At 59.9% G+C, this 23243-nt stretch carries 21 protein-coding genes; 6 read left to right on the top strand and 15 right to left on the bottom strand.

Features of this window, described 5'->3' with window-relative positions:
* Positions 1-17: 17 nt before the first annotated feature.
* The gene (locus AC1DA5_RS07775) at positions 18-2465 is read left to right on the top strand and encodes a DNA gyrase/topoisomerase IV subunit A (RefSeq protein ID WP_480289793.1); all 2448 of its coding nucleotides are present in this window, start codon (positions 18-20) and stop codon (positions 2463-2465) included.
* Here the strand turns inward: AC1DA5_RS07775 and AC1DA5_RS07770 are convergent.
* Genes AC1DA5_RS07770 through AC1DA5_RS07760 form a run of 3 tightly spaced genes read right to left on the bottom strand, consistent with a single transcriptional unit; the run spans position 2462 to position 6716 of the window.
* On the bottom strand, positions 2462-3508 hold the full coding sequence (locus AC1DA5_RS07770; protein WP_070726565.1) for a GNAT family N-acetyltransferase: 1047 nt from the start codon (positions 3506-3508) through the stop codon (positions 2462-2464). The genes AC1DA5_RS07775 and AC1DA5_RS07770 overlap by 4 nt on opposite strands.
* Positions 3509-3525: 17 nt before the next feature.
* Positions 3526-4545 carry a GNAT family N-acetyltransferase gene (locus tag AC1DA5_RS07765; protein ID WP_070726562.1) on the bottom strand — a complete coding sequence of 340 codons (1020 nt, stop codon included), beginning with the start codon at positions 4543-4545 and terminating at the stop codon, positions 3526-3528.
* Between the two features lie 50 nt (positions 4546-4595).
* Complete coding sequence (locus AC1DA5_RS07760; RefSeq protein WP_480289792.1) at positions 4596-6716, bottom strand: DNA gyrase/topoisomerase IV subunit B; 2121 nt, start codon at positions 6714-6716, stop codon at positions 4596-4598.
* A gap of 105 nt (positions 6717-6821) precedes the next feature.
* Between AC1DA5_RS07760 and AC1DA5_RS07755 the strand changes: the two genes are divergently transcribed.
* Positions 6822-7040, top strand: coding sequence for a DUF7455 domain-containing protein (locus AC1DA5_RS07755; RefSeq protein WP_058236562.1), 219 nt, complete (start codon positions 6822-6824; stop codon positions 7038-7040).
* Here the strand turns inward: AC1DA5_RS07755 and AC1DA5_RS07750 are convergent.
* Positions 7028-8488 (bottom strand): RNA polymerase sigma factor, encoded by a 1461-nt coding sequence (locus tag AC1DA5_RS07750; protein WP_058236561.1) that lies wholly within the window; start codon positions 8486-8488, stop codon positions 7028-7030. The genes AC1DA5_RS07755 and AC1DA5_RS07750 overlap by 13 nt on opposite strands.
* A gap of 96 nt (positions 8489-8584) precedes the next feature.
* Entirely contained in the window at positions 8585-8971 is a 387-nt protein-coding gene (locus AC1DA5_RS07745) for a universal stress protein (RefSeq protein ID WP_058236560.1), read from the bottom strand.
* Between the two features lie 67 nt (positions 8972-9038).
* Between AC1DA5_RS07745 and AC1DA5_RS07740 the strand changes: the two genes are divergently transcribed.
* Positions 9039-10079: a polyprenyl synthetase family protein gene (locus AC1DA5_RS07740; protein WP_480289789.1), complete on the top strand. Its 1041-nt coding sequence runs from the start codon at positions 9039-9041 to the stop codon at positions 10077-10079.
* Here AC1DA5_RS07740 and AC1DA5_RS07735 read toward each other — a convergent pair.
* Positions 10063-10413 (bottom strand): Rv2175c family DNA-binding protein, encoded by a 351-nt coding sequence (locus AC1DA5_RS07735; protein WP_058236558.1) that lies wholly within the window; start codon positions 10411-10413, stop codon positions 10063-10065. The two genes, AC1DA5_RS07740 and AC1DA5_RS07735, sit on opposite strands and share 17 nt — an antisense overlap.
* Positions 10414-10506: 93 nt before the next feature.
* Here AC1DA5_RS07735 and pknB point away from each other — a divergent pair, with 93 nt between their 5' ends.
* Complete coding sequence (pknB, locus tag AC1DA5_RS07730; protein ID WP_480289787.1) at positions 10507-12483, top strand: Stk1 family PASTA domain-containing Ser/Thr kinase; 1977 nt, start codon at positions 10507-10509, stop codon at positions 12481-12483.
* Here pknB and AC1DA5_RS07725 read toward each other — a convergent pair.
* From AC1DA5_RS07725 to AC1DA5_RS07715, 3 genes are read right to left on the bottom strand one after another with little or no spacing between them, the layout of a single operon-like run.
* Complete coding sequence (locus AC1DA5_RS07725) at positions 12480-13829, bottom strand: class II 3-deoxy-7-phosphoheptulonate synthase (protein WP_074026158.1); 1350 nt, start codon at positions 13827-13829, stop codon at positions 12480-12482. The two genes, pknB and AC1DA5_RS07725, sit on opposite strands and share 4 nt — an antisense overlap.
* 2 nt (positions 13830-13831) lie before the next feature.
* The gene (locus tag AC1DA5_RS07720; protein ID WP_058236557.1) at positions 13832-15049 is read right to left on the bottom strand and encodes a pyrophosphate--fructose-6-phosphate 1-phosphotransferase; all 1218 of its coding nucleotides are present in this window, start codon (positions 15047-15049) and stop codon (positions 13832-13834) included.
* Between the two features lie 38 nt (positions 15050-15087).
* Positions 15088-15885, bottom strand: a complete 798-nt coding sequence (locus tag AC1DA5_RS07715; protein ID WP_058236556.1) for a lysophospholipid acyltransferase family protein — start codon at positions 15883-15885, stop codon at positions 15088-15090.
* A 50-nt stretch (positions 15886-15935) separates the two neighbouring features.
* Here AC1DA5_RS07715 and AC1DA5_RS07710 point away from each other — a divergent pair, with 50 nt between their 5' ends.
* The gene (locus tag AC1DA5_RS07710; protein WP_058236555.1) at positions 15936-17603 is read left to right on the top strand and encodes an exonuclease domain-containing protein; all 1668 of its coding nucleotides are present in this window, start codon (positions 15936-15938) and stop codon (positions 17601-17603) included.
* A 22-nt stretch (positions 17604-17625) separates the two neighbouring features.
* Positions 17626-17904 (top strand): Lrp/AsnC family transcriptional regulator, encoded by a 279-nt coding sequence (locus AC1DA5_RS07705; protein ID WP_058236881.1) that lies wholly within the window; start codon positions 17626-17628, stop codon positions 17902-17904.
* Here AC1DA5_RS07705 and trpD read toward each other — a convergent pair.
* The 6 genes from trpD to AC1DA5_RS07675 all read right to left on the bottom strand — a co-directional run bounded on the left by trpD (position 17890) and on the right by AC1DA5_RS07675 (position 23194).
* Positions 17890-18951 carry an anthranilate phosphoribosyltransferase gene (gene trpD, locus AC1DA5_RS07700; protein WP_058236554.1) on the bottom strand — a complete coding sequence of 354 codons (1062 nt, stop codon included), beginning with the start codon at positions 18949-18951 and terminating at the stop codon, positions 17890-17892. The genes AC1DA5_RS07705 and trpD overlap by 15 nt on opposite strands.
* Before the next feature lie 5 nt (positions 18952-18956).
* The gene (locus tag AC1DA5_RS07695; RefSeq protein WP_058236553.1) at positions 18957-19343 is read right to left on the bottom strand and encodes a DNA-binding transcriptional response regulator; all 387 of its coding nucleotides are present in this window, start codon (positions 19341-19343) and stop codon (positions 18957-18959) included.
* Between the two features lie 53 nt (positions 19344-19396).
* Positions 19397-20392 (bottom strand): FKBP-type peptidyl-prolyl cis-trans isomerase, encoded by a 996-nt coding sequence (locus AC1DA5_RS07690; protein WP_058236552.1) that lies wholly within the window; start codon positions 20390-20392, stop codon positions 19397-19399.
* 32 nt (positions 20393-20424) lie between these two features.
* Complete coding sequence (erpA, locus tag AC1DA5_RS07685) at positions 20425-20778, bottom strand: iron-sulfur cluster insertion protein ErpA (RefSeq protein ID WP_058236551.1); 354 nt, start codon at positions 20776-20778, stop codon at positions 20425-20427.
* A gap of 71 nt (positions 20779-20849) precedes the next feature.
* Positions 20850-21803 (bottom strand): glycerate kinase, encoded by a 954-nt coding sequence (locus AC1DA5_RS07680; protein WP_058236550.1) that lies wholly within the window; start codon positions 21801-21803, stop codon positions 20850-20852.
* The gene (locus AC1DA5_RS07675; protein WP_257525453.1) at positions 21803-23194 is read right to left on the bottom strand and encodes a M20/M25/M40 family metallo-hydrolase; all 1392 of its coding nucleotides are present in this window, start codon (positions 23192-23194) and stop codon (positions 21803-21805) included. Before AC1DA5_RS07675 ends, AC1DA5_RS07680 begins: the two co-directional genes overlap by 1 nt.
* Between the last annotated feature and the right edge of the window lie 49 nt (positions 23195-23243).

The following is a 23243-nucleotide window of genomic DNA, read 5'->3' as shown; positions in this document are numbered from 1 at the left end:
CGCGGCACAATGCGAACATGCGACGCACGACCACGCCTCGTTTGGAGGACTTTGAAGAATCCATCTCTGAGATTGATGTCTCCGAAGAAATGCGGGGGTCGTTCCTCGAATACGCGTACTCGGTGATCTATGCGCGCGCACTGCCTGATGCCCGTGACGGACTCAAGCCCGTCCAGCGACGCATTCTGTACCAGATGGAACAGATGGGACTGCGGCCCGACAAGGGCCATGTCAAGTCTCAGCGCGTTGTGGGTGAAGTGATGGGTAAGCTCCACCCGCACGGAGATTCCGCTATCTACGACGCGCTGGTGCGTCTGGCGCAGTCGTTTAACCTGCGGGTTCCCCTCGTCGATGGTCACGGTAACTTCGGTTCACTCGATGACGGGCCGGCAGCCCCTCGATACACCGAAGCACGCCTGGCTCCTGCCGCGCTGGATCTGACGGCAGGCCTGGACGAGGACACCGTTGACTTCGTTCCCAACTATGACAACCAGTTCATGCAGCCGGACGTATTGCCCGCCGGTTTCCCACAGCTGCTTGTCAATGGCTCGTCCGGCATTGCCGTCGGCATGGCGACCAACATTGCACCGCACAATCTGGGTGAAGCTGTCGCCGCGTGCATCTACCTGCTCGACAATCCGGATGCCACCGTCGATGACCTGATGCGCTACGTGCCCGGACCGGACTTGCCTGAAGGCGGCGTCATTGTAGGGTTGGACGGAATCCGCGAAGCCTACGAGACCGGTCGCGGATCTTTTAAGACCCGCGCGAAAGTGTCGATTGAACGTGTCACTGCCCGCAAGCGCGGACTGGTGATCACGGAGCTGCCCTACATGGTCGGCCCTGAACGCGTCATGGAGAAAATCAAGGACAGCGTTTCCTCTGGCAAACTCAAGGGAATTTCCGCGGTTCAAAACCTCACGGATCGCCACCACGGCTTGCGTCTGGTCGTTGAAATCAAAAATGGTTTCAACCCCGAGGCCGTCCTCATGCAACTGTACAAGCGCACGCCCCTGGAAGAATCGTTCGCTGTCAACGCCGTCGCACTGGTTCACGGGCAGCCGCAGACAATGTCGCTCAAGGCAATGCTGCAGGTCTTTATCGACCATCGCATCGAGGTCACCACGCGTCGCAGCCGCTTCCGCGTGGGCAAATGGCAAGAGCGCCTGCACCTGGTTGAAGGCCTGCTGATCGCGATCGCCGATATTGATGACGTTATCGCCATTATCCGTTCATCCGACGACGTCGACTCAGCGCGCCAGCGCCTCATGATGGCCTTTGATCTGAGTGAAGCGCAGGCCAATTACATTCTGGAATTGCGCCTGCGACGCCTGACGAAATTCTCGCGCATCGAACTGGAAGCTGAGCGGGATGACTTGCGCGCGAAAATCGCTGAACTCGAAGAAGTCCTCGGCTCCGATGAGCTGCTGCGCGACATGGTCAAATCAGATCTGCAGGAAGTGTCCGCCCGCCTGAGCACTCCTCGGCGCACATTACTGCTCGCATCGGCCGGCGAGGGCGACACCGTTTTGGCCGCATCTGCTCCGCAGAGTGGATCATCATCTGCCCCTGCTCTTGAGATACCGGACGAGCCGTGCGTGGTGGTGCTGACGGCAACTGGCGGACTGGCCCGGGTGGAGGGCGGTGACGTGCTCGAACGCGGCGCGCGTGCCAATTTCGATGGCTGGAAGATGCAGATCCCGACGACCACCCGCTCACAGGTGGCCGTGGTGATGAGCGATGGTGTTGCGCACCGCATCGATGTCGTGGACTTGCCTGGACTGCCGCGCTTTGACACCGGCTTGTCCTTCGCTGCGGCAACACCTGCCGGACTGCTTGTGCACTCTGAAGAAACGGCCGTTGGGCTGATCGATCCGACCGGCGACGCAATCATGGCGATGGGCACGGCGCACGGCGTGGTCAAGCGTCTGCGCCCTGACGTGCTGCAACGCGATTCGTGGGAGGTTATTTCGCTGGACGAGGGCGACCACCTGGTTGGCTTCGATGTGTGCGACGACTCAGACGAAATCGCATTCGTCACCTCAGATGCTCACTTGCTGCGCATCGATGCGTCGAAGGTACGTCCGCAGGGACGAACCGGCGGTGGTGTTGCTGGCATCAAGCTGGCAGCAGATGCCGAGGTGATCGGCTTATGGGTCGTTGCTGATCCGAGTGAAGCGTGCGTGGTCACGGTTGCGGGAGCTGAAGGCGCACTGCCCGGCACCGGTCAGACAACCGTCAAAGTCAGCCCCTTTGAGGTCTTCCCGATGAAGGGCCGCGGCACGCAAGGCGTTCGCGCGCACCGTTTCCTGCGTGGAGAAGCACGCTTGGACACTGCGTGGGTCGGGCCTCGCCCGCCTCGGGCAGCTTCAGCGAACGGTCAGCCCACGGACCTGCCCGAGCTTGATGAGCGTCGCGACGGCTCCGGCCAGCCCATCAAGCACGCGATCGCAACAATCGGTTAGACATCCAAGGCGTACAGCCGAGATTCGCCCACCACGTGAAAACCAAGCCCGTCGTAGACGGCCAGTGCTCCTGAGTGGTTAGCCGATCCCAGTCCGGCTCCCGTCTTATCCATGTCGTCGTCTTTTTGCGCACGCATGGAGGCAATGATCAACGCCTCGACAACGCCGGCATTACGCCACTTTTCGAGCACGCCCATCTGGTCGATGTACCCTTCTGACCATCCCAGTGCCGCCCAGTCCTGTTCGTAGCGCGAGGCCAACAGGAAACCCGCCACCTGCGGGCGGTCACCTGAACGGTCGAGGGCGACAAACGACCACTGCGGCGCGAACGCGGTGCGCCCCATCAGCCACTGCTCCATTGACTGAGGGGGCCTCCCCCATTCCTGGTCAGCCAGACGGTTAGCGGCACGGCGAACCGGGTCCTCCCACATGTCATCCCACGGGGCGACCTGCAGGTAGGCGTTCAACTCCGGCATCTGCGGCACTGATTCCAAATCTGCGCGCAGTTCAAAATACGTGTTCGACCAGTGGTAGTCGAGTTCACGCAGGTGTTCCTCGAGTTCCTCGTGCCCCATATCCACGTGCGTCACGATACGACCGATGACATCACTGTCAGGCGTGTCCATGCCGGTTTCGACGTGCGGAACATGAACTCCCACGGGTTCATCGTCCGGTAATTCCTTGCGCTCCGCGAGGACACGGAGTATCTCGGTCGAGGTGCGGGTTTGCCATTCGATGAGCGAGCGGCCAATGCCTCGGCGGCGAAAATCCGGGTGAACGCCGCCCTGGCACACGCACTCAGGCACACCCACGAAACGCGTGGTGATAATCGAGAATGCGACATACGTGCCTGTCTCATTGAGCTCGCCAATGACGCCACGCCACTTGGACATGTTGGACAGCAACTCGACAATTTCGTCGAGGCTTGTGCGGTATGGAGGATCGTCGACACGCTCAATGCATGCAATCAGATCGGCCAGTGCGACAGCATGATCAGGCGTGAGAGCTCTCCATGTCACGATATCCGAGTCGCGCTCAACCACTGCTGCCTCCTTCTGATCTAGTGCTCAATCGCATACACAACTTCCGCTCGCTCGTCCACGAACCCGTAATGCTCGTAGATCTCGTGAGCATGTGACGCGTTGTGTGTGTCCACATCCAGACCGAAACGCGTCATCCCCGCGCGGGACGCCGCCACGATCGCGGTGCGCAGCAGCAAGCCCGCCAAACCGTGCCCGCGGTGGTCCGGGTTGACCCCTAACAGTGTCGCATACGCTTCCTTGCGTCCCTCCAGGACCCATCTCAGATCAGGCCTGCCAACAGTCAGATAGCCTGCAAGTTCACCGGAAGGGGAAAGCGCCAGGCATGACCATGACGGAACCAGTTCATCCATTGCCTCGTTCCACCACTGCTCGCGAAAATGCGGCCAGAAGTGAGCGGTAAAGACATCCATGTGGAGCGCTTTGACCTGTTCGGTCGGCACCGAGCCCCACGGAACAATCGTGTAGCCGTCGCGCGGGGTGGGCAGCTGCTCGGAGCCTTCAAGCTCGCGGTACATAAGCTGGAATGTGCGGCAGGCGTAATAGCCTGCGGCGATGTAGAGCCTACGGCGATCCGTCATATGCGAATCGACACCGTTGGCGATGTAGGCGGGCGCATCCGAATCGGCCCCGAAGTGTTCGACCAGCATCTGGCGGGCACGTGCGTCCTGCCAGTACAACAGTGAGCGGCCGATGCCTCGCCCTCGCCAATGCGGATGAACGAACGCGTTGACGATGGCTGTGGCCACGCCGTCGAGGTTACCCATGACACGAACAGATGCAATGGCAACAATCGTGCGCTGCGCATCCAATCCGACGATGACGTCCAGCCAGTCGGTTTCCGTGCAGCCGGCGATCATATCCGCAACGTCGCGAAGCGACGTGCGGTGGATGGCATGGTCATGATCTTCGATTTCGAGGATCAGTCGGTACACGGCGGGACCGTCCTGAGGAAGAATCGAACGCCATCGAAGTCCCAGGTGAGGACCCGGGTAAGAAGCCTGTGCAGGTGGACAGACTCGATCAGCCAAACCAGTCATATCTCTACTTTACCGAGACTTCAGTCCTATTCAGAATCGGATGAGCTGGCTCACGCGTCAATTCGCTCACGATCAACCTGATGTGCACCCTCGACGATGAAGTCACGCCGCGGGGCGACCACCGACCCCATGAGCAATTCGAACACGTCCTCAGCTTCACGCAATGCCTCTTCGTCGGCCAGCGTGACACGTCGAAGAGAACGGTGACGCGGATCCATCGTGGTTTCAGCCAACTGGTCAGCATCCATCTCGCCCAGGCCCTTGTAACGCTGAATAGGTTCCTTCCATGTGCGCCGTACTTTCCTGAGCTCACGCAGTGTGCTGTGCAGTTCCTCTTCGGAATAGGTGTACACGTAATCTCGTGGCTTCTTGCCGTGTGCGGGCAGCTCGATGCGATGCAGCGGCGGCACGGCCGCGTACACTCGCCCGCTTTCCACCATCGGACGCATATAGCGGAAAAAGAGCGTCAGGAGCAGCGTGCGGATGTGCGCGCCATCGACGTCCGCATCCGTCATGAGGATGACTTTGCCGTACCGTGCTTGGTCAATGTCGAATGTGCGGCCGGAGCCAGCACCGATGACCTGGATAATGTTCGCGCATTCAGCATTGGAGAGCATCTCAGCAGTCGATGCTTTCTGCGTGTTGAGGATCTTGCCACGAATGGGGAACAGTGCCTGGAAGCGTGAATCTCGCGCCGCTTTCGCGGTGCCCAGTGCCGAGTCGCCCTCGACGATGAACAGTTCGCAGTGCTCGACATCTTCGGAGCGGCAGTCTGCCAGCTTGGCAGGCAGGGACGATGTTTCAAGAGCGTTCTTGCGCCGCGAAATTTCCTTGTGAACACGCGCCGACACGCGCGCCTTCATCTCACCCACGACTTTCTCAGCCAGAGCCTGCACCTGTTGCTTCACGTCGCGCTTACTGGATTTCAACGTGGATTCCAGAGCGTCGGTCACCACGCGGTTGACGACGGTGCGGATCTGCGGAGTACCCAAAACTTCCTTGGTCTGGCCTTCAAATTGCGGCTCGGGGAATCGCACAGTCACCACAGCGGTCAGCCCCGCCATGACATCGTCCTTCTCCAGGCGACCGTCCTTGGCCGTCACTTTCAGGCGGCGCGCGTTCTTCTCAACGTGGGCGCGCATCACTTTCAACAGTGCCTGGTCGAAACCGGCCAGATGAGTGCCGCCTTTCGGTGTGGCAATAATGTTGACGAAAGACTGCACCTGAGTGTCGTAGCCAATTCCCCACCTCAATGCGCAATCCACCTGGCAGGTGCGCTCCACTTCGACAGGTGCGAGGTGTCCGGTGTCAGGATCGAGTTGCTGGACGGTTTCGTTATAGGTTCCCTCGCCGGTGACATGCCACGTTGCGGTGACAGGCCCGTCGGTGGAAAGCCAGTCAACGAAGTCGACGACGCCGCCGTCAAAACGGAATTCTTCGTGCAGCGGTTCGCCGTCCTCGTTAGTGGTGCGCTCATCCCAGCAGGCGATCGTCAGGCCGGGAACGAGGAACGCGGTCTGGCGTGCGCGGGCAATCAGGTTGTCCCACGAAAAGCCTTCAGAGGAAGGAAAGATCTGAAAATCTGCCCAGAAACGCACGCGCGTGCCTGTCACACCGCGCTTGACTTTACCGACAGTTTGCAGGCGCGAGGATTGCGTATAGGGGCTGAACGGTGAGTTCGGGGTGCGCTGGCGCGAATCATCAAACTCCCCTGGTTCGCCGCGTCTGAAGCACATCTGATAGGTCTTCGAGGAGCGGTCGACCTGCACATCCATACGTGCGGATAAGGCGTTGACGACAGATGCGCCCACGCCGTGCAAACCGCCGGACGAGGCGTAGGAGCCGCCGCCGAACTTACCGCCTGCGTGCAGCTTCGTGTACACCACTTCCACACCGGACAAGCCAACTGATGGAACCGTGTCGACAGGGACGCCTCGACCATTGTCGTGGACAGATGCGGAATGATCCGGGTGCAAGCGCACTTCGATGCGGTCACAGTACCCTTCAAGCGCTTCATCGACTGCGTTATCGATGATTTCCCACAGGCAGTGCATCAACCCCCTGTGATCGGTGGATCCGATATACATGCCGGGGCGTTTGCGCACAGCTTCCAGCCCCTCCAGGACTGACAGGTGCCGTGCGGAATAGGTTGAAGCGTCTGAACTCACCACCCTATTTTAGGGTGCAGCACCGCAAGCTCCTGGATTGCACCGCCGAGATTGTGCCACTGGCGAAAGAAGATGCACGGCGAGCGACCGGTGTGCTGTGATGGAACCATGAACGCAGCGACACTGACACGACCAGACACGACGGAACCGACATTGCGCGCAGTAGACCGATGCGACGCATGCGGCGCCCGTGCATGGGTGCGCGTCACTATGGCCTCAGGGCCACTCCTGTTCTGCGCACACCACGCTCGCCTTCACATGGACGCCCTGCGGGATTCCGCACTGCGCATCGACGACGAGCGCCACCTGATGGATCAGTCCAAGTAATCGCGCAGAACCTGCGACCGTGACGGGTGGCGCAGCTTGGACATCGTCTTGGATTCGATCTGACGGATACGTTCACGCGTCACGCCGTACACCTTACCGATTTCGTCCAGAGTCTTCGGCTGGCCGTCACCCAGTCCGAAGCGCATCGACACGACGCCAGCTTCACGCTCCGACAACGTATCGAGGACGCGGTGGAGCTGTTCCTGCAGCAGCGTGAAGGAAACGGCATCGGCTGGAACGACCGCTTCGGAGTCTTCAATGAGGTCTCCGAATTCTGAGTCGCCATCTTCACCCAAAGGCGTGTGCAGTGAAATCGGCTCACGACCGTACTTCTGAACCTCGACAACCTTCTCCGGCGTCATATCCAGCTCTTTGGCCAATTCTTCCGGGGTAGGTTCGCGGCCCAGATCCTGCAGCATCTGACGCTGAACGCGGGCCAGCTTGTTGATGACTTCCACCATGTGAACCGGGATGCGGATCGTGCGCGCCTGGTCAGCCATCGCTCGGGTAATAGCCTGACGGATCCACCACGTGGCATACGTGGAGAACTTATAGCCCTTCGTGTAATCGAACTTCTCGACCGCACGGATCAGACCGAGGTTTCCTTCCTGGATCAGATCTAGGAACTGCATCCCACGGCCCGTGTATCGTTTGGCCAGTGAGACCACCAGACGCAAATTAGCTTCCAGCAGGTGGTTCTTGGCGTTCTGGCCGTCCTGTGCAATGAAGTGGAGCTCACGACGCGCCTTCGACGTCATCGTGTCCGACTCGTTCTTGAGCTTGTATTCGGCGTACAGGCCGGCTTCAATGCGCCGCGCCAGGTCCACCTCCTGCTCCGCGTTCAGCAGGGAGACTTTACCGATCTGCTTGAGGTAATCCTTGACCGGATCGGCAGTAGCGCCTGCCACGGTGACTTTCTGGACAGGCTCATCGGTCTCATCAGAGTCGGATACGACAAACCCGCCGCGCGTATGGATGCCCTGAGAGGTGCGCTCGCGCAGATCCGCGGCAGCCCCTTTGGCGTCGTCCTCGTCCTCGTCTTCAGGCTCATTGTCCGATTCGGATGAATCGTCCGAATCATCATCCGCCTCATCGACGTCGATTTCTTCCTCGTTGCTCAGATCAATGTTCGAGTCATCAATGTCGTCATCTTCAGGCATCTCTTCTTCTTCGTCGTGCGCCTGAACCGATTTCCTGGGCTTCTCATTGGTCTTCTTAATGGCGGTGCGCTTCGACGTTGTGGACTTCCTGGCAACACTCTTACGGGTCGTCGTCTTCTTCGCAGTCGCGGGCTTCTTAGCGGTCGCTGACTTCTTAGCAGTTGTCGTCTTTTTGGCAGTTGTGCTCTTTTTTTTCTTTGCGGTCGACTTCGACTGAGGCGCGGCCTTCTTCGAGTCGCTTGACGCGGCCGTTTCGGCCGTTGCCTTCTTGGGGCGGGTTGCGCTCACGCTGATTCCCTTCCTCAGATCTGCTTCATACACTGGTGTGAAAGAACCTGAACCATTATAATCCGTCCCCGACAAAACGCCCGTTGGAAACAATAATCACCGGTGTGTAGTGGTCGTTACCACTGGGCACGGGGCATCCAGCAAGATGCGCGAGGCATTCGGGCCGACCGTGGTGCGCCCGGACCCGCCCGGCCGAAGCCCCAGCACAATCAAGTCGGCCGAAATTTCCTCTGCCGCATCCAAGACCGCGTCGGCTACTTCCTGCTCATGCTGCGTGTGGCGGATTTCAAAGGGAATGTCGGCATGGCGCAGATGCGACCACAACAGCTCCTCGGCATCTTCAGCGGTGCGGGCGTCATCTTCACTTTCTCGACGTGCCAACACCACGACCACAGATGTACGCCTGACATCAGCGAGCCTCAACGCTTCCTGCAAAGCTGCTTCCGATTCACGGTTACCGTGATAGCTCAACACAATTGCCATATCGGTCAATCCTTTGTTCCAGCGGATGTTTGTATCTTAGAAGCACTTCATTCGATACGCTTGGCGCATGGAGAATCTCACAGTAGGCGACATGGTGGAGCGCATTGGAGACCACACCCAAGCCGCGCTCACCGACCTGATCAACACCCTCGGCCCCACCCAGGAGCCGGCTGACACCCTCGTTACTGCCGCACGTGACGCCATCGCAGGTGGGAAGCGTTTGCGTGGCCTGTGGGTCATGTTGGGGTATGCGCTCGCCACTGGTCGCGCGTGGGGTGACTGTGATGATTCGATTGCGCGCCTGGCAGGTGCCGCCGAGCTCTACCAAGCGTCCGCACTGGCTCACGACGATCTGATCGACCATGCACAGACTCGACGAGGGCGCCCCACCGCTCACGTTGTTTTCGCGCAGATGCATCGAGACCAGGGGTGGACCGGGGATGCCGGCGAATTTGGAACAGCCGGCGCACTTCTGGTGGGCGATTTCCTGCTCTCGGCCGCTGACTTTACGGCGACACGAGTTGCGAATCCAGCCGTGTTACGCCAGCTCACTCTCATGCATGCTGAAGTCGCCCTCGGCCAGTACCTCGATATTGTCAACGAGCAGCCGGCACTGGACCATTTCGACCTGGACGTCATCATGGAAGTTATCCGCCGCAAGTCAGCGCGCTACTCGGTTGTGCACCCCACGGTCCTCGGATTGCTTGTCGGCGGCCGGGCAGACATGGTCGAGACAGTGCAGCGCGTCATCGAACCGTGGGGCATTGCGTTCCAACTGCGCGACGATGAGCTCGGAGTGTTCGGTGACCCCCAGACCACCGGAAAACCGGCAGGCGGAGACCTGATCGAAGGTAAACGAACGGCACTGCTGGCTTTGACATGGGAGCACGCATCAGCCGAGCAGCGCCATGCGATCGCCACACTGATTGGCAGCCCCGACGGCGTAATCGACCTTCAAGGCATCATCGAGCAAGTCGGGCGGCAGCCCCACGAACAGCTTATTGACACAGTGACGCAGCAGGGGCGCGATGCACTGGCCGCACTTGATGAGCACTCGCGCACACTCCTGAGCGAAATGGAGCCGATGCTGACTACCAGGCGAGCATAGAGGCGATGGCGTTCACCCTGTGCTGACGCCCTTCGAGGAGGGCCTGCATCGGAGTCTGCCCCAGCTCAGCTTCGGGCGTATACAGCCAGGCCACAGCTTCCCGGGGGCTGAAGCCGCCATCAGCCAGCACGGTCAGCGTGCCGGGCAGCGTGTCCAGCGGCTCCCACTTGCCTTCGGACTTGACGATGATCTCGCGCGGAATGGCAGGTTTGCCGTCTTCTCCGGGCACCGTGAACAGGATGCGGTCACGCACCAGTTGCTTGATTCGGCGCGGTTCAATACCCAGCAGTTGTGCAGCAGCGTCCACGCTGATGAGGTCAGTAGGCTCGTTCATGGTCGCTAGCCTAGATGATCGTGCGGCCTTTGGGCGGCGTCTCATCGGGCGCGCCGCAGTCGTATGTAGCCCGCATCCCGTACAATCCAAGACGTGAGTACCAGAAACACAGATGAGAAAGCGTCGTCAGAACCTGACGCGCCATCTTCTGATACCCACGAAACAGTGACTGACCCGCTCATCGGGATGCTCGTCGACCAGCGCTACCGCATCGACCGCAAACTTGCGCGCGGCGGGATGGCAACTGTTTACATCGCGCACGATGAGCGACTGGACCGGCCCATCGCCCTGAAAGTCATGCATCCGCACCTGGCAGAGTCCGCCGACTTCGTCGCCCGCTTCAGACGCGAAGCCCGCGCCGCTGCACGCATCATTCATCCCGGCGTTGTCTCCGTTTTTGACCAGGGCATCGTGCACGGGCAGGGATTCCTCGTCATGGAACTCGTGAGCGGTCCGAATCTACGCACGCTGCTCACCTCGCAGGGCGCCTTTACTCTCTCGCAGGCACTGCGCTACACGCAGGAAATCCTTGATGCTCTGCACGCCGCGCATCGTGTCGGCGTTGTCCACCGCGACATGAAACCGGAAAACGTCCTCATCTCTGAGGACTCGCACGTGCGCGTCACAGACTTCGGCCTGGCACGTGCGGCATCCGAAGTATCGATGTCCACCACTGGTTCCATGCTCGGCACCGTCGCCTACATGGCTCCTGAAATTGCAACCACCGGTCACACCGATGCGCGCACCGACATCTACTCCGTTGGCATGATGCTTTACGAGATGGTCGTGGGCCACGTGCCCTGGGATGGCGCGCCCGCCATGAAAATGGCGTACTCCCATGTCAACGAGGATGTTCCCTCCCCATCTGAAGAGTGTTCGTGGCTTCCTACCGAGATCGATGAACTGGTCGCTACGCTCGCTGCCCGCGACCCGGCAGAACGTCCCCGGGATGCGCGCGACGCACTGGAACTGGTGGCACGGGTGCGCGCCTCCCTGCCGTCCGATCTTGCCGAGCGTCGCGCCGATGTCCAGCCGGTGCAGTCCGGCCAGCCCACGGCACCCATCGAGTTCCACGCGGTCACGACAGCGCTACCTGGCGGCGTCCTCACGCCCTCGTCACAAACCGTCGTCAAAGCATCGGGATCGCTGCCGCGTACCGACCGGCCACACAAGAAGTCGCGTTCGCGTTTGAAAACCGTCATCGCTCTGCTGGCCGTGCTGCTGATCGTCGGATCGGGCGGCGGCTGGTGGTGGTGGAGCCAGTACGGGCCAGGATCCTATCTGACGATGCCGCAAACTGACGGCCGCGCCGTCAAAGCCGTTCAGTCAGAACTCGAAGCTCTGGGATTATCGTCCACGCTCAATGAAGAATTTTCAGATGACGTCAAGAACGGGTTGATCATTCGATCCGATCCGGCCAGCGGGTCGCAGATCCATAAGGACGGCGAGGTCTCCCTCGTCGTTTCCAAAGGTGTGGATATGCGCGCTGTGCCGCAACTGGTAGGCCTGAGTGCGGACCAGGCTCGTGGGGCACTGACCAACGCCGGATTGGCCGCAGGGACAGTGAGCGAGGAATACTCAGATTCCGTTGCCAAGGGACAGGTGATCTCACAATCAGAGGAGGCTGCCGCACAGGTGCGCCACGACACGGCGGTTGATTTCGTCGTGTCGAAAGGTCGTGAGCCGATCACGGTTCCAGACCTAGCGGGAATGACTGGCGAGGAGGCGCGCGCTGCCGTTGAAGAAGCGGGCCTGGCTGCTGAATCCACATCGCAACATTCGGACGCCGTGCCCGAAGGCCAGATCATTTCTCAGTCAGCTGAGGCCGGATCGACATTGCTGCGCGGTGACACGCTGTCATTTGTTGTCTCGGAAGGTCCCGAACTGGTCGAGGTTCCCGACCTGGTGGGCAAGCAGCTCGATCAGGCTGAAAAGACGCTGCGCGATGCCGGGTTCAAAGTGGAGGTCAACAAGATCCTCGGCGGCATTTTCGGCACCGTGCGCTCCACCGACCCCGGGAGCGGACAGATGATCCCGAAGGGATCGACTGTCACGATCACCGTTGTCTAGCGCAGCAGTTCAGCCACCTGGAACGCCATTTCCAGCGATTGCTGGTGGTTGAGGCGCGGATCAACCAGGGTTTCGTAGCGGTCCTTGAGGGACTGTTCATCCAGATGCTCGGAGCCGCCGATAATTTCAGTGACGTCATCACCGGTGAGCTCCACATGGATGCCGCCGGGAACTGTTCCGGCGGCGTCGTGAACCTCGAAGAACCCGCGTACCTCGTCCATGATCGTTTCGAACTGGCGGGTCTTCAGGCCTGTTGAGGACGTGATCGTGTTACCGTGCATCGGGTCGGTTGTCCAGATCACCGGACGGCCATCAGCTTTCACCGCTTCCACAAGAGGTGGAAGCGCATCGCGAATATGTTTCGACCCCATGCGGGCGATGAACGTCAATCGTCCAGGTTCGCCGTCAGGATTGAGGCGGTCGATCAGTGCAATGGCCTCTTCAGGGGTTGTAGTCGGCCCCAGCTTCACCCCCAGAGGATTGCGCACATGTGAGAGCAGCTCCACGTGCGCGCCTTGCGGGTCTCGCGTGCGCTCCCCCACCCACAGGAAGTGGCCGGACGTGTCGTACAGGTCGCCGGTTCGTGAATCTACGCGCGTCATCGCTGCTTCATATTCGAGCAGCAACGCTTCGTGGGAGGAGAACAGGTCGACCTGTCGCAGCGACTCGAAGTCAGCTCCGGCTGCCTCCATGAACTTCACGGCGCGATGGATCTCCGAGGCCAGAGATTCGTAGCGCGCATACGCCGGGTTGGACGTGAAGCCGCGGTTCCAGTGGTGGACCAAGCGCAGATCAGCGTAGCCACCTTTCGTGAAGGCGCGAATCAGGTTGAACGTGGCGGCAGCATGCTGGTAGGTGCCCAGCAGTCGACCGGGGTCGGGTGTGCGCGCCTCCTCGGTGAATTCAAACGAGTTCACCGCATCGCCGCGATACGACGGCAGGGTCACGTCACCGCGTTTTTCGATATCCGATGAACGAGGCTTGGCGTACTGCCCTGCGATACGGCCAATTTTAATGACCGGCAGCGAGGCTCCATACGTCAGGACAACGGCCATCTGCAGGATCGTCTGGATCTTGAGGCGAAGGTGATCAGCAGTGGATTCTGCGAAGGTTTCCGCGCAGTCACCACCAGTGAGCACAAAAGCTTCGCCGCGTCCGGCAGCGGCCAGTTCGTCACGCAGGTCATCCACCTCGCCAGCAAAGACGAGGGGCGGGCGACTGCGCAGTTCAGCGGTCACCGCGCGCAGCGCGTGTTCATCTGGATAGTGCGGTTGCTGGAGGGAGGGATACTGTCTCCACGTATTCCACCCTCCAGCAACCGGTTCGAGCTCTTCAGGCTGTCGCATACTTACTTCTGCGTCGGCGCCAGTGGCTGTCCGATACGATCCATCAGATCAACGAACCACTGCTGGGAGATATCGAAGGGCTTGCCACCCTTGATGCGCGGGAAGGCGATGGCGCACAGACGATCGTCGTTTTCCTCATCGTGACCGATCACGCCGGATTCGCCGCGCAGTGCGCACTCGACGGCAAGGTCTGTCATCGACTGGATCAGACGCAGGTCGTCCTGGTTTGCGCGAGCTGAACGTGAGAAGTATCCGGACTTTTGTACCATGACCTTCTCAGCTCCCAGTCGGTCAGCAAACTGCTTGGCGAACCACTGTCCGGGGTTGATTTCGTCAAGGCGCACATGACCGAACGGGTCGCGCGCCACTTCTTCGCCACGTTCTTCCATTTCAGCGACGATTTCACGCACGCCGGCACCTTCAGACAGGAAGATATTGACATTGCCCTGCTTGTCCATGATGGCGCGCAGGCGGTCGGCCTCCTCGTCAAGGTCGATTGCCATTTCAGGAACGAAGATCGCGTGGATTGACCAGTGTTCCTTGCTCAGTCCCAGCGACGGCACCCATTCCTGCTGGTCGAGCCACTCGGTGTACTTGCGTGAAGCGGCTGCTGTCAGCCATCCGCAGTTACGGCCCATGACCTCGTGGATGATCAGCATGCGTGGTCCCACTCGGTTCTCACCGATGATGTTCTGTGCGAAGACCGAGGCCTGCTCAGCGGCGGTCCAGGCGCCCAGTGACTGACGGATCGGAACCACGTCGTTGTCGATGGTCTTCGGCAGGCCGACAACCGTCAAGTCGTAGTCGTGATCGTGCAGATACTGTGCCAGATCGGCGGCGGTCGTGTTCGTGTCGTCACCGCCAATGGTGTGCAGAACGTCAACATGGTCCTTGCGCAGCTGCTCGGCCGCAACCTGAAGCGGGTCGTCGCCTTCCTTGACCAGGCCACGCTCGACCAGGTTCTTCGCATTGGTCAACTTGACGCGCGAGTTGCCGATCGGTGAACCGCCGAAACGGTGAAGGATGCCGGCCTTCCTGCGGGCCTCCTCGTCGACGACAACGTAGTTGCCAGTCAGCAGCCCGTGGTAGCCGTGCTGGTACGCGATGATTTCAATGGACGGATCAATATCGGTATAACGCTGGATGAGCCCACCAACAGCCGACGACAGGCACGGGGCAAAACCACCAGCAGTGAGCAAAGCTACTCGACGAACCGACATGGCACAAACACCTTTCAGACGATGAAAACTGAACGTCTCTAGTCTACGGGATCGTCAGATGAATCCTCTGGGCGTTTCGGCACAGACACGTCGGGAGCCTTGCGCCCGCCCGGACCTGTCCGACCGTTCGAGGGCACAGGCCCATCAAAATTCCCCTCCTGCGCGAGCTGCGCTTTCCGGTCGGCTGCGTACATGTCGACGTATTCCTGGCCCGACAGCAGCATGATGTTGTACATGATTTCATCGGTGATAGCGCGCAGAACGTAGCGGTCTCGGTCAAGTCCGCGGTAACGCGAAAAGTCGAGCGGCTCACCAATGACCATTCCGATGTCTTCACGCGAGGGGATCCGCTGCCCAATGGGTTGCGCATCGTGCGTGCCGATCATGGCCACTGGGATGACCGGCGCCCCGGAAATCAGTGTTAAACGGGCCACACCTGTCTTACCGCGGTAAAGACGCCCGTCAGGGCTGCGGGTCCCCTCGGGATATATACCGAACAGTTCCCCTTCCTTCAGGCGGTCCACACCGGCCTGCAGCGCGGCTTCCGACGCTCGCCCACCAGAGCGGTCAACTGGGATCGTGCCGACTGCGCGCATGAACTCCTTGGTAGCCCATCCTTTGAAACCGGTGCCGGTAAAGTAGTCAGCCTTCCCCATGAACACCACTTCGCGGTCAATCATGAGCGGCAGAAACACTGAATCCCACACAGCGTTGTGGTTAGACGCCAAAATCGCGGGCCCCTCGCTGGGGATATTCTCCTCTCCGCGAATCCACGGTTTGTATGCGGTGCGAAGAATCGGACCACCGGCAAATTTCAATGTCTGATAGAAAGCCACGAATCCTCCTGGCATCTGCGATGGGCAATCAACCGACTAGGATCCACTGTATGACGATTTCGACTCATCCGGCTCAAGATGGCCATGGCGAGGTCGACCTTCATCCTCACTCCCCGGTTGCACGCCGTTTGGCTGAAGCTGTTCCCGTTGGAGTCCAGGTTGGCCTCGACCAGCTGGGCACGCCGCTGGATGAGGCAACGTGGATCGTCGTTGACTTAGAGACTACCGGCATCGGGACGCGCAGCGCCATCACAGAAATCGGCGCTGTCAAAGTGCACGGTCGGCGCATCACCGACCAGTTTCACACCCTGGTCAATCCAGACCAGCCCATCCCAGCATCCATCACTGCTCTGACCGGCATCAGCGATGAGTCGGTGGCGCAGTGCCCACTGATAACAGACGTCTATCCACAGTTTCACCAGTGGGCAGATTTTGACGAGCAGCCCATCATTGTCGCCCACAACGCACGTTTCGACGTCGGCTTCCTGCGCCGCGCCGCCAATGCGTGTGACATGACGTGGCCGCGCATCCGCATCGTTGACACCCTGGCTCTGGCACGCCTCGCACTCCCCCGCCCCATGATCAGCAACCACAAGCTGGGAACCCTTGCTGCGCATTTTGGTGTCAGCGACTACGACGCGCATCGCGCACTCGGCGACGTACTGGCGACCGTGCAGGTATTCCACGGTTTGTGCGACCTGGTCAGCAAGTCCGGCGCATCAACAGTGGAGGATCTGGTCACACTCGGGCGCCCCGTTCCCCCACGCACACGTCAAAAATCCACACTCGCTGATTCTCTGCCGCAAACACCGGGCACCTACCGTTTCGTCGATGATGCCGGCGGAACGCTGTACGTCGGCTCTGCCCGCAATATCCGCTCACGCGTACGCACCTACTTCACGGCAACTGAGACGCGCCGGAAGGTCCGACGAATGCTGGCGGTCGCCACCGGCGTGGAGGCTCAGTCCACGTCTACTGAACTTGAGGCACGCGTGGAGGAACTGCGTCTGATCCGCACCCTGTCTCCCCTGTTCAACTCCGCTTCGCGCCGTCAAAAAGCCACGCACTGGGTGGTACGGCGCCACGATCGTTTTGAATGCGTGCCGGTGATTGAATCGCACGAAGCCCTCGACGCCCTCGGACCGTATTCGACGCACGCATCTGCACGTGAGGCGATCGACGCACTCCAACAGGCAGGTGCCGACACGATGGATTGTGACGAGTGCAGCGTCATCGATGCGTTGAATGAGCAGATGAATCAGGCTGCAGGCGATGAGCATTTTGAGCGTGCTGCACGTCTGCGCACCCTGCTCGGAACGTATATTCGCGGCATTGAGCAGCAGAGAATTGTCCGGGCGCTCGGGCTGGCTCGGCGGGCCGTATGGGCGCACCATCGCAGTGAAGGCGGGTGGGAGATCGCGCTGACTTCGTTCGGGCGCCTGGTACGCGTCGCGGTCTCGCCGCCGGGTACGTCACCGTTGCCGTGGGTGGAGATGCTCCATGACGAGGATGTCCCCGCTCGCCCAGACGTGTTTCTTGCGGGAACGACGTGGGAGGAGACGCGAGTGCTGTACCGCGATCTGACCAGGCCGGGAGCACGCCTGATTGAATGGGATGGGGTCGTGCCGCTCGGTTCAACGTGGACGTCACCGCTTCGACGCGACACGCTCATCCGCGCCGTTGGACAGGCCAGACGTCCAGAGACCACAATGAACTAGGAACCTACAGGAGAGGATGACCATGCTGACCGCAATTGTTCTTGTCAACGCTGAGATCGACAAAATTCCCGAGGTTGCACAGGCGCTTGCTGACCTGGATGGCGTCAGTGATGTGTATTCAGTGACCGGTGATATCGACTTGGTCGCCCTCGTCAAGGTCCGCGAGTACGAAGACCTTGCCGAGGTCGTGTCAGATCAGCTGGGAAAGGTCCCGGGTGTCACTCAGATGCGTACGCATATCGCGTTCCGCTCATTCGCATCCCAGGACCTTGAAGAGGCGTTCCACCTAGGCCTTGAGTGAGGCCGTCTTGGAGACCTCAATCCACCGCTTGAGCAGATCAGCTGCCTTGCCACTGTCGATCGTCTCGCGCGCCATGTCGATGCCGATGCGCATACGGTCGGTCAGTGAGCCGTGGGTCGGGCCGACGCCATCGTGACGTCCGAATGCTGCCAGTCCGGCTGCGACGTTGAGCAGCACGGCGTCACGGATCGGGCTTTCTTCTCCGTCCATGATGCGGTAGACCACTTTCGCGTTCTCATCGGCTTTGCCACCGCGCAGGTCTTCAAGCGTTCCACGCTTCATGCCGAACTCTGCGACGGGATCGATTTCGCTGAAGGTGATTTCACCGTCGTGCACTGCCCAGATCTGAGCAGGCTCAATTGAGCTGAGCTCATCCAGGCCATGATTCTTTCCGCGGAACACAAGAGCCGACTGGCCGCGCTGAGCGAACACTCCTGCCATGAGCGGTGCGTGACTTTCGTTGGCAACACCAATCGCAGATGTTTCAGGCTTGGCAGGGTTGGTCAGCGGACCGAGGATATTGAACGCTGTTGGGAAGCCAAGAGCGCGGCGCACAGTTGCGGCAAAACGCATTGACGGGTGGAACTTGTTGGCGAACAGGAAGGTAATTCCCAGTTCGTCGAACACCTGAGCCACACCGCTGGGCGACAGGTCGATCTTGATTCCCAGTTCTTCGATCACGTCAGCTGATCCGCACGACGAGGTTGACGCGCGGTTACCGTGTTTGACCAGGGGCACTCCAGCAGCGGCGAGGACAATCGCTGACATGGTGGAGATGTTCACCGTATGTGCCCCATCACCGCCCGTGCCGACAATGTCGAGCACATCGGTGGGAACATCGACAGGTTCGGCGTGATCCTGCATGCCGTCAGCCAGACCGCGGATCTCACTGACGTAGGGACCTTTAGCCGATAGTGCCGTCAGGAAAGCAGCGAGTTTCACGTCGCCCAGTTCGCCCGTCATCACACGGTCCATGACCGCATATGTCTGTTCGTAGCTCAGGTCCTCACCGGCAAGGAGGCGTTCAATAATGTCAGTCCACTCCATGCAAATCACTCCTGAAGGAGGCGTGCCAGAGTTTCCTGCAGCACGATGGGATCAATTGGCTCAGGAACGGTGGCCGCTGCACCGGACCATTGCGCCAGCCAGTCATCTTGCTGGCGTGCCGTGATCATAATGATGGGTGGAACATTATCCATGGTGGTCAGCAGGCGTTTGGCGACAGCCATACCGCCTTCTTTTTCGGTCTCACCGTCAAGGATCAACGCCGCAAACTCAGTATCTTTGACTGCTTCAACGGCTCCGAAAGCGGTGGCAGCTTCAACGTATGTGACGGTGGGAGTGTCTCGACCGGGACGCACGCCCGCCCCCGTTATGACTGCTTTTCGGGTATCCACATCATCACTGAAGACAAGGACGTTCACATTCTGTTCGGTCACGATAGCTCCTTAGTCACGGAAGTCGACTTCGAGTCATTCTATCTGTTTACAGGTCAGAGCGATCCAGCCAGATCAAAAATGGCCACGTCGCGCAGCATCTGAACCTCGCCTGACTGTGATTGATCCGAGGTCGGACGCGGATCGGCCATATCGATGACGACCATGAGTCGTGATCCGACTTTGTGACCTTCCAGCTGCACCAGCTTGGCGACCGGTGCAAGGTTCGGGACGTCCCACATCTGCGTCTGTCCTTCATTCTGCACGCCCACCACTGCTTCAACGGCACGCAGGACAGCGTAATTGTCCTTGGTCAGTTCAGGACCTGTTCCCTCGGAAATGAGGTACGTTCCTGGTTCGGGGTTCGCGCCTTCGGCCAGCGTCAGTTTCGGAGCAGTTCCCAAGTCACCTTCCACGGTGACACCGTCGGGCAACGCTGCGTCTGTAGGCGTGGCGCTCTTGAGCTGGTCCACATCGGCGGTGTCGACCGCATTGTGAATATCAACGACAAAGGTCAGAGTTGACTTGGGCGGAATCGAAGCCTGTCCTTGCTCCCCGTATGCCCACTGCCATGGGATGACCAATTCGACCCGGTCCCCCACGTGTTGACCTGTCAGTCCGGCTTTCCATCCGACAATCACGCGATCCAGTGAGAACGCAATGGGCTTCCCGCCTTCTTTGAAGGTGGAGTCAAATTCCGTTCCGTCCCACAGAACACCCTTGTATGCCACCTGCACGGCATCGGTGGGTTGAACTTCGCGGCCGTCACCTTGCACAAGTGTTGTCGCAATGATGGAGTCGACGGGTTCGGATCCGGTGCTCGGGGTAATAACAGGTTCTTCCCCAAAATCACCTTTCACCTCGGGAATCGTCTGCGTGCCTGAGCGGTCAACTTTTGGCTCATCGGAGGGAGCAGGACGGTTCTCATCACCGGATTGGCTTGCTGCCTGGCCTGATTGACCGGACTGTGAGGAGTCGCCGGACGAGCATGCGCTCATCGTTGCGGCCAGAAAGAGGGTAGCGACAACCGCCGTGATTCGCTGAAATTTCACGTACAGGACCTTTGTTTGAGGTGGGAAATGGTTTAGTGGAAGGATTCTCCGCATGCGCAGGTGTTACGCGCATTGGGGTTGTCGATCGTGAATCCCTGGCGTTCGATCGTGTCTGAAAAGTCGATGGAGGCTCCGGCAAGGTAGGGAACGCTCATACGATCGACGACAACTTCGACTCCTTCGAAGTCACGGATGGCATCGCCGTCAAGCAGGCGATCGTCAAAGTAAAGCTGGTAGATCAGACCCGAGCAGCCCCCTGGCTGAACGGCGATGCGCAGACGCAGGTCGTCGCGGCCTTCCTGGTCCAGCAGGCTCTTAACTTTCGCGGCAGCCGCGTCAGTCAAGGTCACTTCGTGGGCCGGGGTTTGTGTCTCAACGTCAGACATGTTGCTCCTCATCATTTCAGTACTCGTAGATCCAGCCTACGACGCTCATGGGCAACGCGCCATGACCGTGTTCATATCGTGGTGTTTTCCACGCCGGGTATCCACGTGCGCGCCATGCGCATTCCAGCAGCTTCAAGCATCTCGTAATCATCCTGTTCGTTCTCAGCGATACAGGTCGGCATGAGTGCTCCAGGATGCGTGTCAATTATCCCGTGGATCCCCCACTGCGCTTTTTCCGGTGCTGACAGTGTCGTCGATTCGCACACGAGGACGACTGGCAACGCATGGCAACCAGCATGGTCGGTCAGCGTGTCGATGAGGGTATCATGCAGCAGTGGGTCGTGCGCGTAGGGCTCAAGGATGACGACCAGATCCGCCTGCTCCATGCGATGGTCAAGATTGAGGGTTCTGGCCAGGGCCTCGCCTGTGGGCACGATGCTCCCACCACACAGGGCGAGCATGCCGGCCGCTCCTCCTGCCGCGCCACTGCCTTCCAGACGTGACACGTCCGTTGTATCCCGATGTGTGGCAAACAGGCGTGTCAGGCGGCTCGATAAACCCAGGTTCTGGTCATGACGAGCCGTCCCGTCTGCGTGTGTCGACAGTACCGAGGTAAAGCCGAGCAAGCTGCGCCTGGTCGAGGCGAGCGCGACCACCTCGCGTAGCCTGCGGTCCGATTGCGCGCAGTGCAATGCCTGTTCCATCTGCTCGTACGTGTCGACAGGCAGCGAGGTGATGGCACTGAGAAATTCGCTTCCCCCGTCTGTGCAGGAGGTATGACCACCTTCGAGCACGGGAGTATCGCCCTGGTCGAGGAGGCGGCGAAGTTCCCGGCCTGCGTCGCGTGTACTCGTCGCGGAATCTGGGACACGAACGATGAGGCGATCGGATGTGACGAACGGGCCGGGTCCGAACACGATCGGCTCACATGCCGCGTCGCGCACACGCTGAATACCCCGCGCGACCGCTTCCAGTGCTGGGAGGGCGCGCGGGGCGAACCAGTGTCCGACGATAAGGACGCGCACTACCTGCGTGCGCGCTTGGCAGTGCGGGCCAGCAGGAGCGCTTCTGCCAGGATCGCGGCCTTCAGGTCGGGGATGCTCTGCGACTCGTTTTCGGAGTGGGCATTCGTGAAGGGGTCTTCCACGCCCGTCACAAGGACCTCTGCTTGCGGGAAGTGCTTCTTGAAGTGGGAGATGAACGGGATTGATCCGCCCACACCCTTATTCACCGCGTCAGTGTCCCACGCGATGTCCAGCGCCCAGTGCAGATCGCGGGCAGGTTCGGAATCAAGGTCGGCCAGGAATCCCGGTGAGCACTTTTCCACTGAAATGTCGATGGCAGCGCCGAACGGAACATGCGCCTTGAGATGCTCGATCAGCTTGTCTCGAGCCTCGGCCGGGGCCTGGTTGGGGGCCACGCGCATCGACAGGCGGAAACGTGCGTGCGGGGCGATCGTATTGGATGATTCCGCAACAGAGCGAACGTCCATGCCAATAACGTTGATAGATGGCTTTGTCCACACGCGCGCCGCCAGGTCACCCGATCCGGCAAGCGTCACTCCATCAAGGACGCCAGCAGCCTCACGATACTCGTCTTCAGGCCAGTCTATATCGGACGTGTCGGTGGCTTTGAGGCCCTCGACAATCACGTTGCCGTCCTCGTCGTGCAAGGTCGCAATCATGCGCGCAGCGATTGTGACAGCATCCATGATCGGACCGCCGAATGCGCCGGAGTGGACAGCGTGCTCGAGTACGCGCACGTCCACGGTCACCACGGCGTTGCCACGCAGTGACGCAGTCATCGCGGGAATCCCCGGTTTCCAGTTGTCACCGTCAGCAACCACAATGACGTCAGCGTCCAGCTTGTCAGCGTGGGTCGTCAGAAAGTTTTCGAACGAGGGGGAACCAAGCTCCTCTTCACCTTCGATGAAGACACGCACGTTCAGGCCCAGATCATCGGCAAGGGTGCGCAGAGCGCCCAGGTGGACGATCACGCCGGCGCCATCATCGGATGCGCCGCGGCCATAGAGCCTGTCCCCCTTAACGGTGGCGTCGAACGGGTCACCGTCCCAGCGGTCGAGTTCACCAGTGGGCTGAACATCGTGGTGTGCATACAGCAGGACGGTGGGCGCTCCCTCGATGACGGGGGTGTGTCCAACAATGGCTGGTTCACCCTGTCCGCCGAAAGGCGAGTCGGCACGTAGAATCTCAGTCTCCAGGCCAAGATCGTTGAAGAGCTTGCTGACGTGTTCAGCTGATTTCTGCACGTCGTCCTGATGCTCCGGAAGGGAGGAAACTGACGGAATGGATACGAGTGTCTTGAGTTCGTCGAGCAGCTCGTCGAAATGCTGATCGACACGTTCACGCAGCTCCTGGACTGAGGGCGTGAGGTCATCATGAGTAGTGGTAGTCATATCACTGAGTTTAGTAGTTCGGCTTGTGGGTCTCAATCAACTACCCTAA

It is taken from the genome of Pauljensenia sp. C0254C2 (assembly GCF_056583835.1).
This window is presented reverse-complemented; position numbering and strand designations above follow the sequence as displayed.

What these genes read in the sequence shown, in the direction of transcription:
- AC1DA5_RS07675 (WP_257525453.1), bottom strand. Translation starts at nt 23,194, where the DNA reads ATGACTACCACTACTCATGATGACCTCACGCCCTCAGTCCAGGAGCTG.
- AC1DA5_RS07765 (WP_070726562.1), bottom strand. Translation starts at nt 4,545, where the DNA reads ATGACTGGTTTGGCTGATCGAGTCTGTCCACCTGCACAGGCTTCTTAC.
- AC1DA5_RS07725 (WP_074026158.1), bottom strand. Translation starts at nt 13,829, where the DNA reads ATGCGACAGCCTGAAGAGCTCGAACCGGTTGCTGGAGGGTGGAATACG.
- AC1DA5_RS07735 (WP_058236558.1), bottom strand. Translation starts at nt 10,413, where the DNA reads ATGAACGAGCCTACTGACCTCATCAGCGTGGACGCTGCTGCACAACTG.
- AC1DA5_RS07755 (WP_058236562.1), top strand. Translation starts at nt 6,822, where the DNA reads ATGAACGCAGCGACACTGACACGACCAGACACGACGGAACCGACATTG.
- AC1DA5_RS07745 (WP_058236560.1), bottom strand. Translation starts at nt 8,971, where the DNA reads ATGGCAATTGTGTTGAGCTATCACGGTAACCGTGAATCGGAAGCAGCT.
- erpA (WP_058236551.1), bottom strand. Translation starts at nt 20,778, where the DNA reads ATGTCTGACGTTGAGACACAAACCCCGGCCCACGAAGTGACCTTGACT.
- trpD (WP_058236554.1), bottom strand. Translation starts at nt 18,951, where the DNA reads ATGGAGTGGACTGACATTATTGAACGCCTCCTTGCCGGTGAGGACCTG.
- AC1DA5_RS07710 (WP_058236555.1), top strand. Translation starts at nt 15,936, where the DNA reads ATGACGATTTCGACTCATCCGGCTCAAGATGGCCATGGCGAGGTCGAC.
- AC1DA5_RS07720 (WP_058236557.1), bottom strand. Translation starts at nt 15,049, where the DNA reads ATGTCGGTTCGTCGAGTAGCTTTGCTCACTGCTGGTGGTTTTGCCCCG.
- AC1DA5_RS07740 (WP_480289789.1), top strand. Translation starts at nt 9,039, where the DNA reads ATGGAGAATCTCACAGTAGGCGACATGGTGGAGCGCATTGGAGACCAC.
- AC1DA5_RS07775 (WP_480289793.1), top strand. Translation starts at nt 18, where the DNA reads ATGCGACGCACGACCACGCCTCGTTTGGAGGACTTTGAAGAATCCATC.
- AC1DA5_RS07705 (WP_058236881.1), top strand. Translation starts at nt 17,626, where the DNA reads ATGCTGACCGCAATTGTTCTTGTCAACGCTGAGATCGACAAAATTCCC.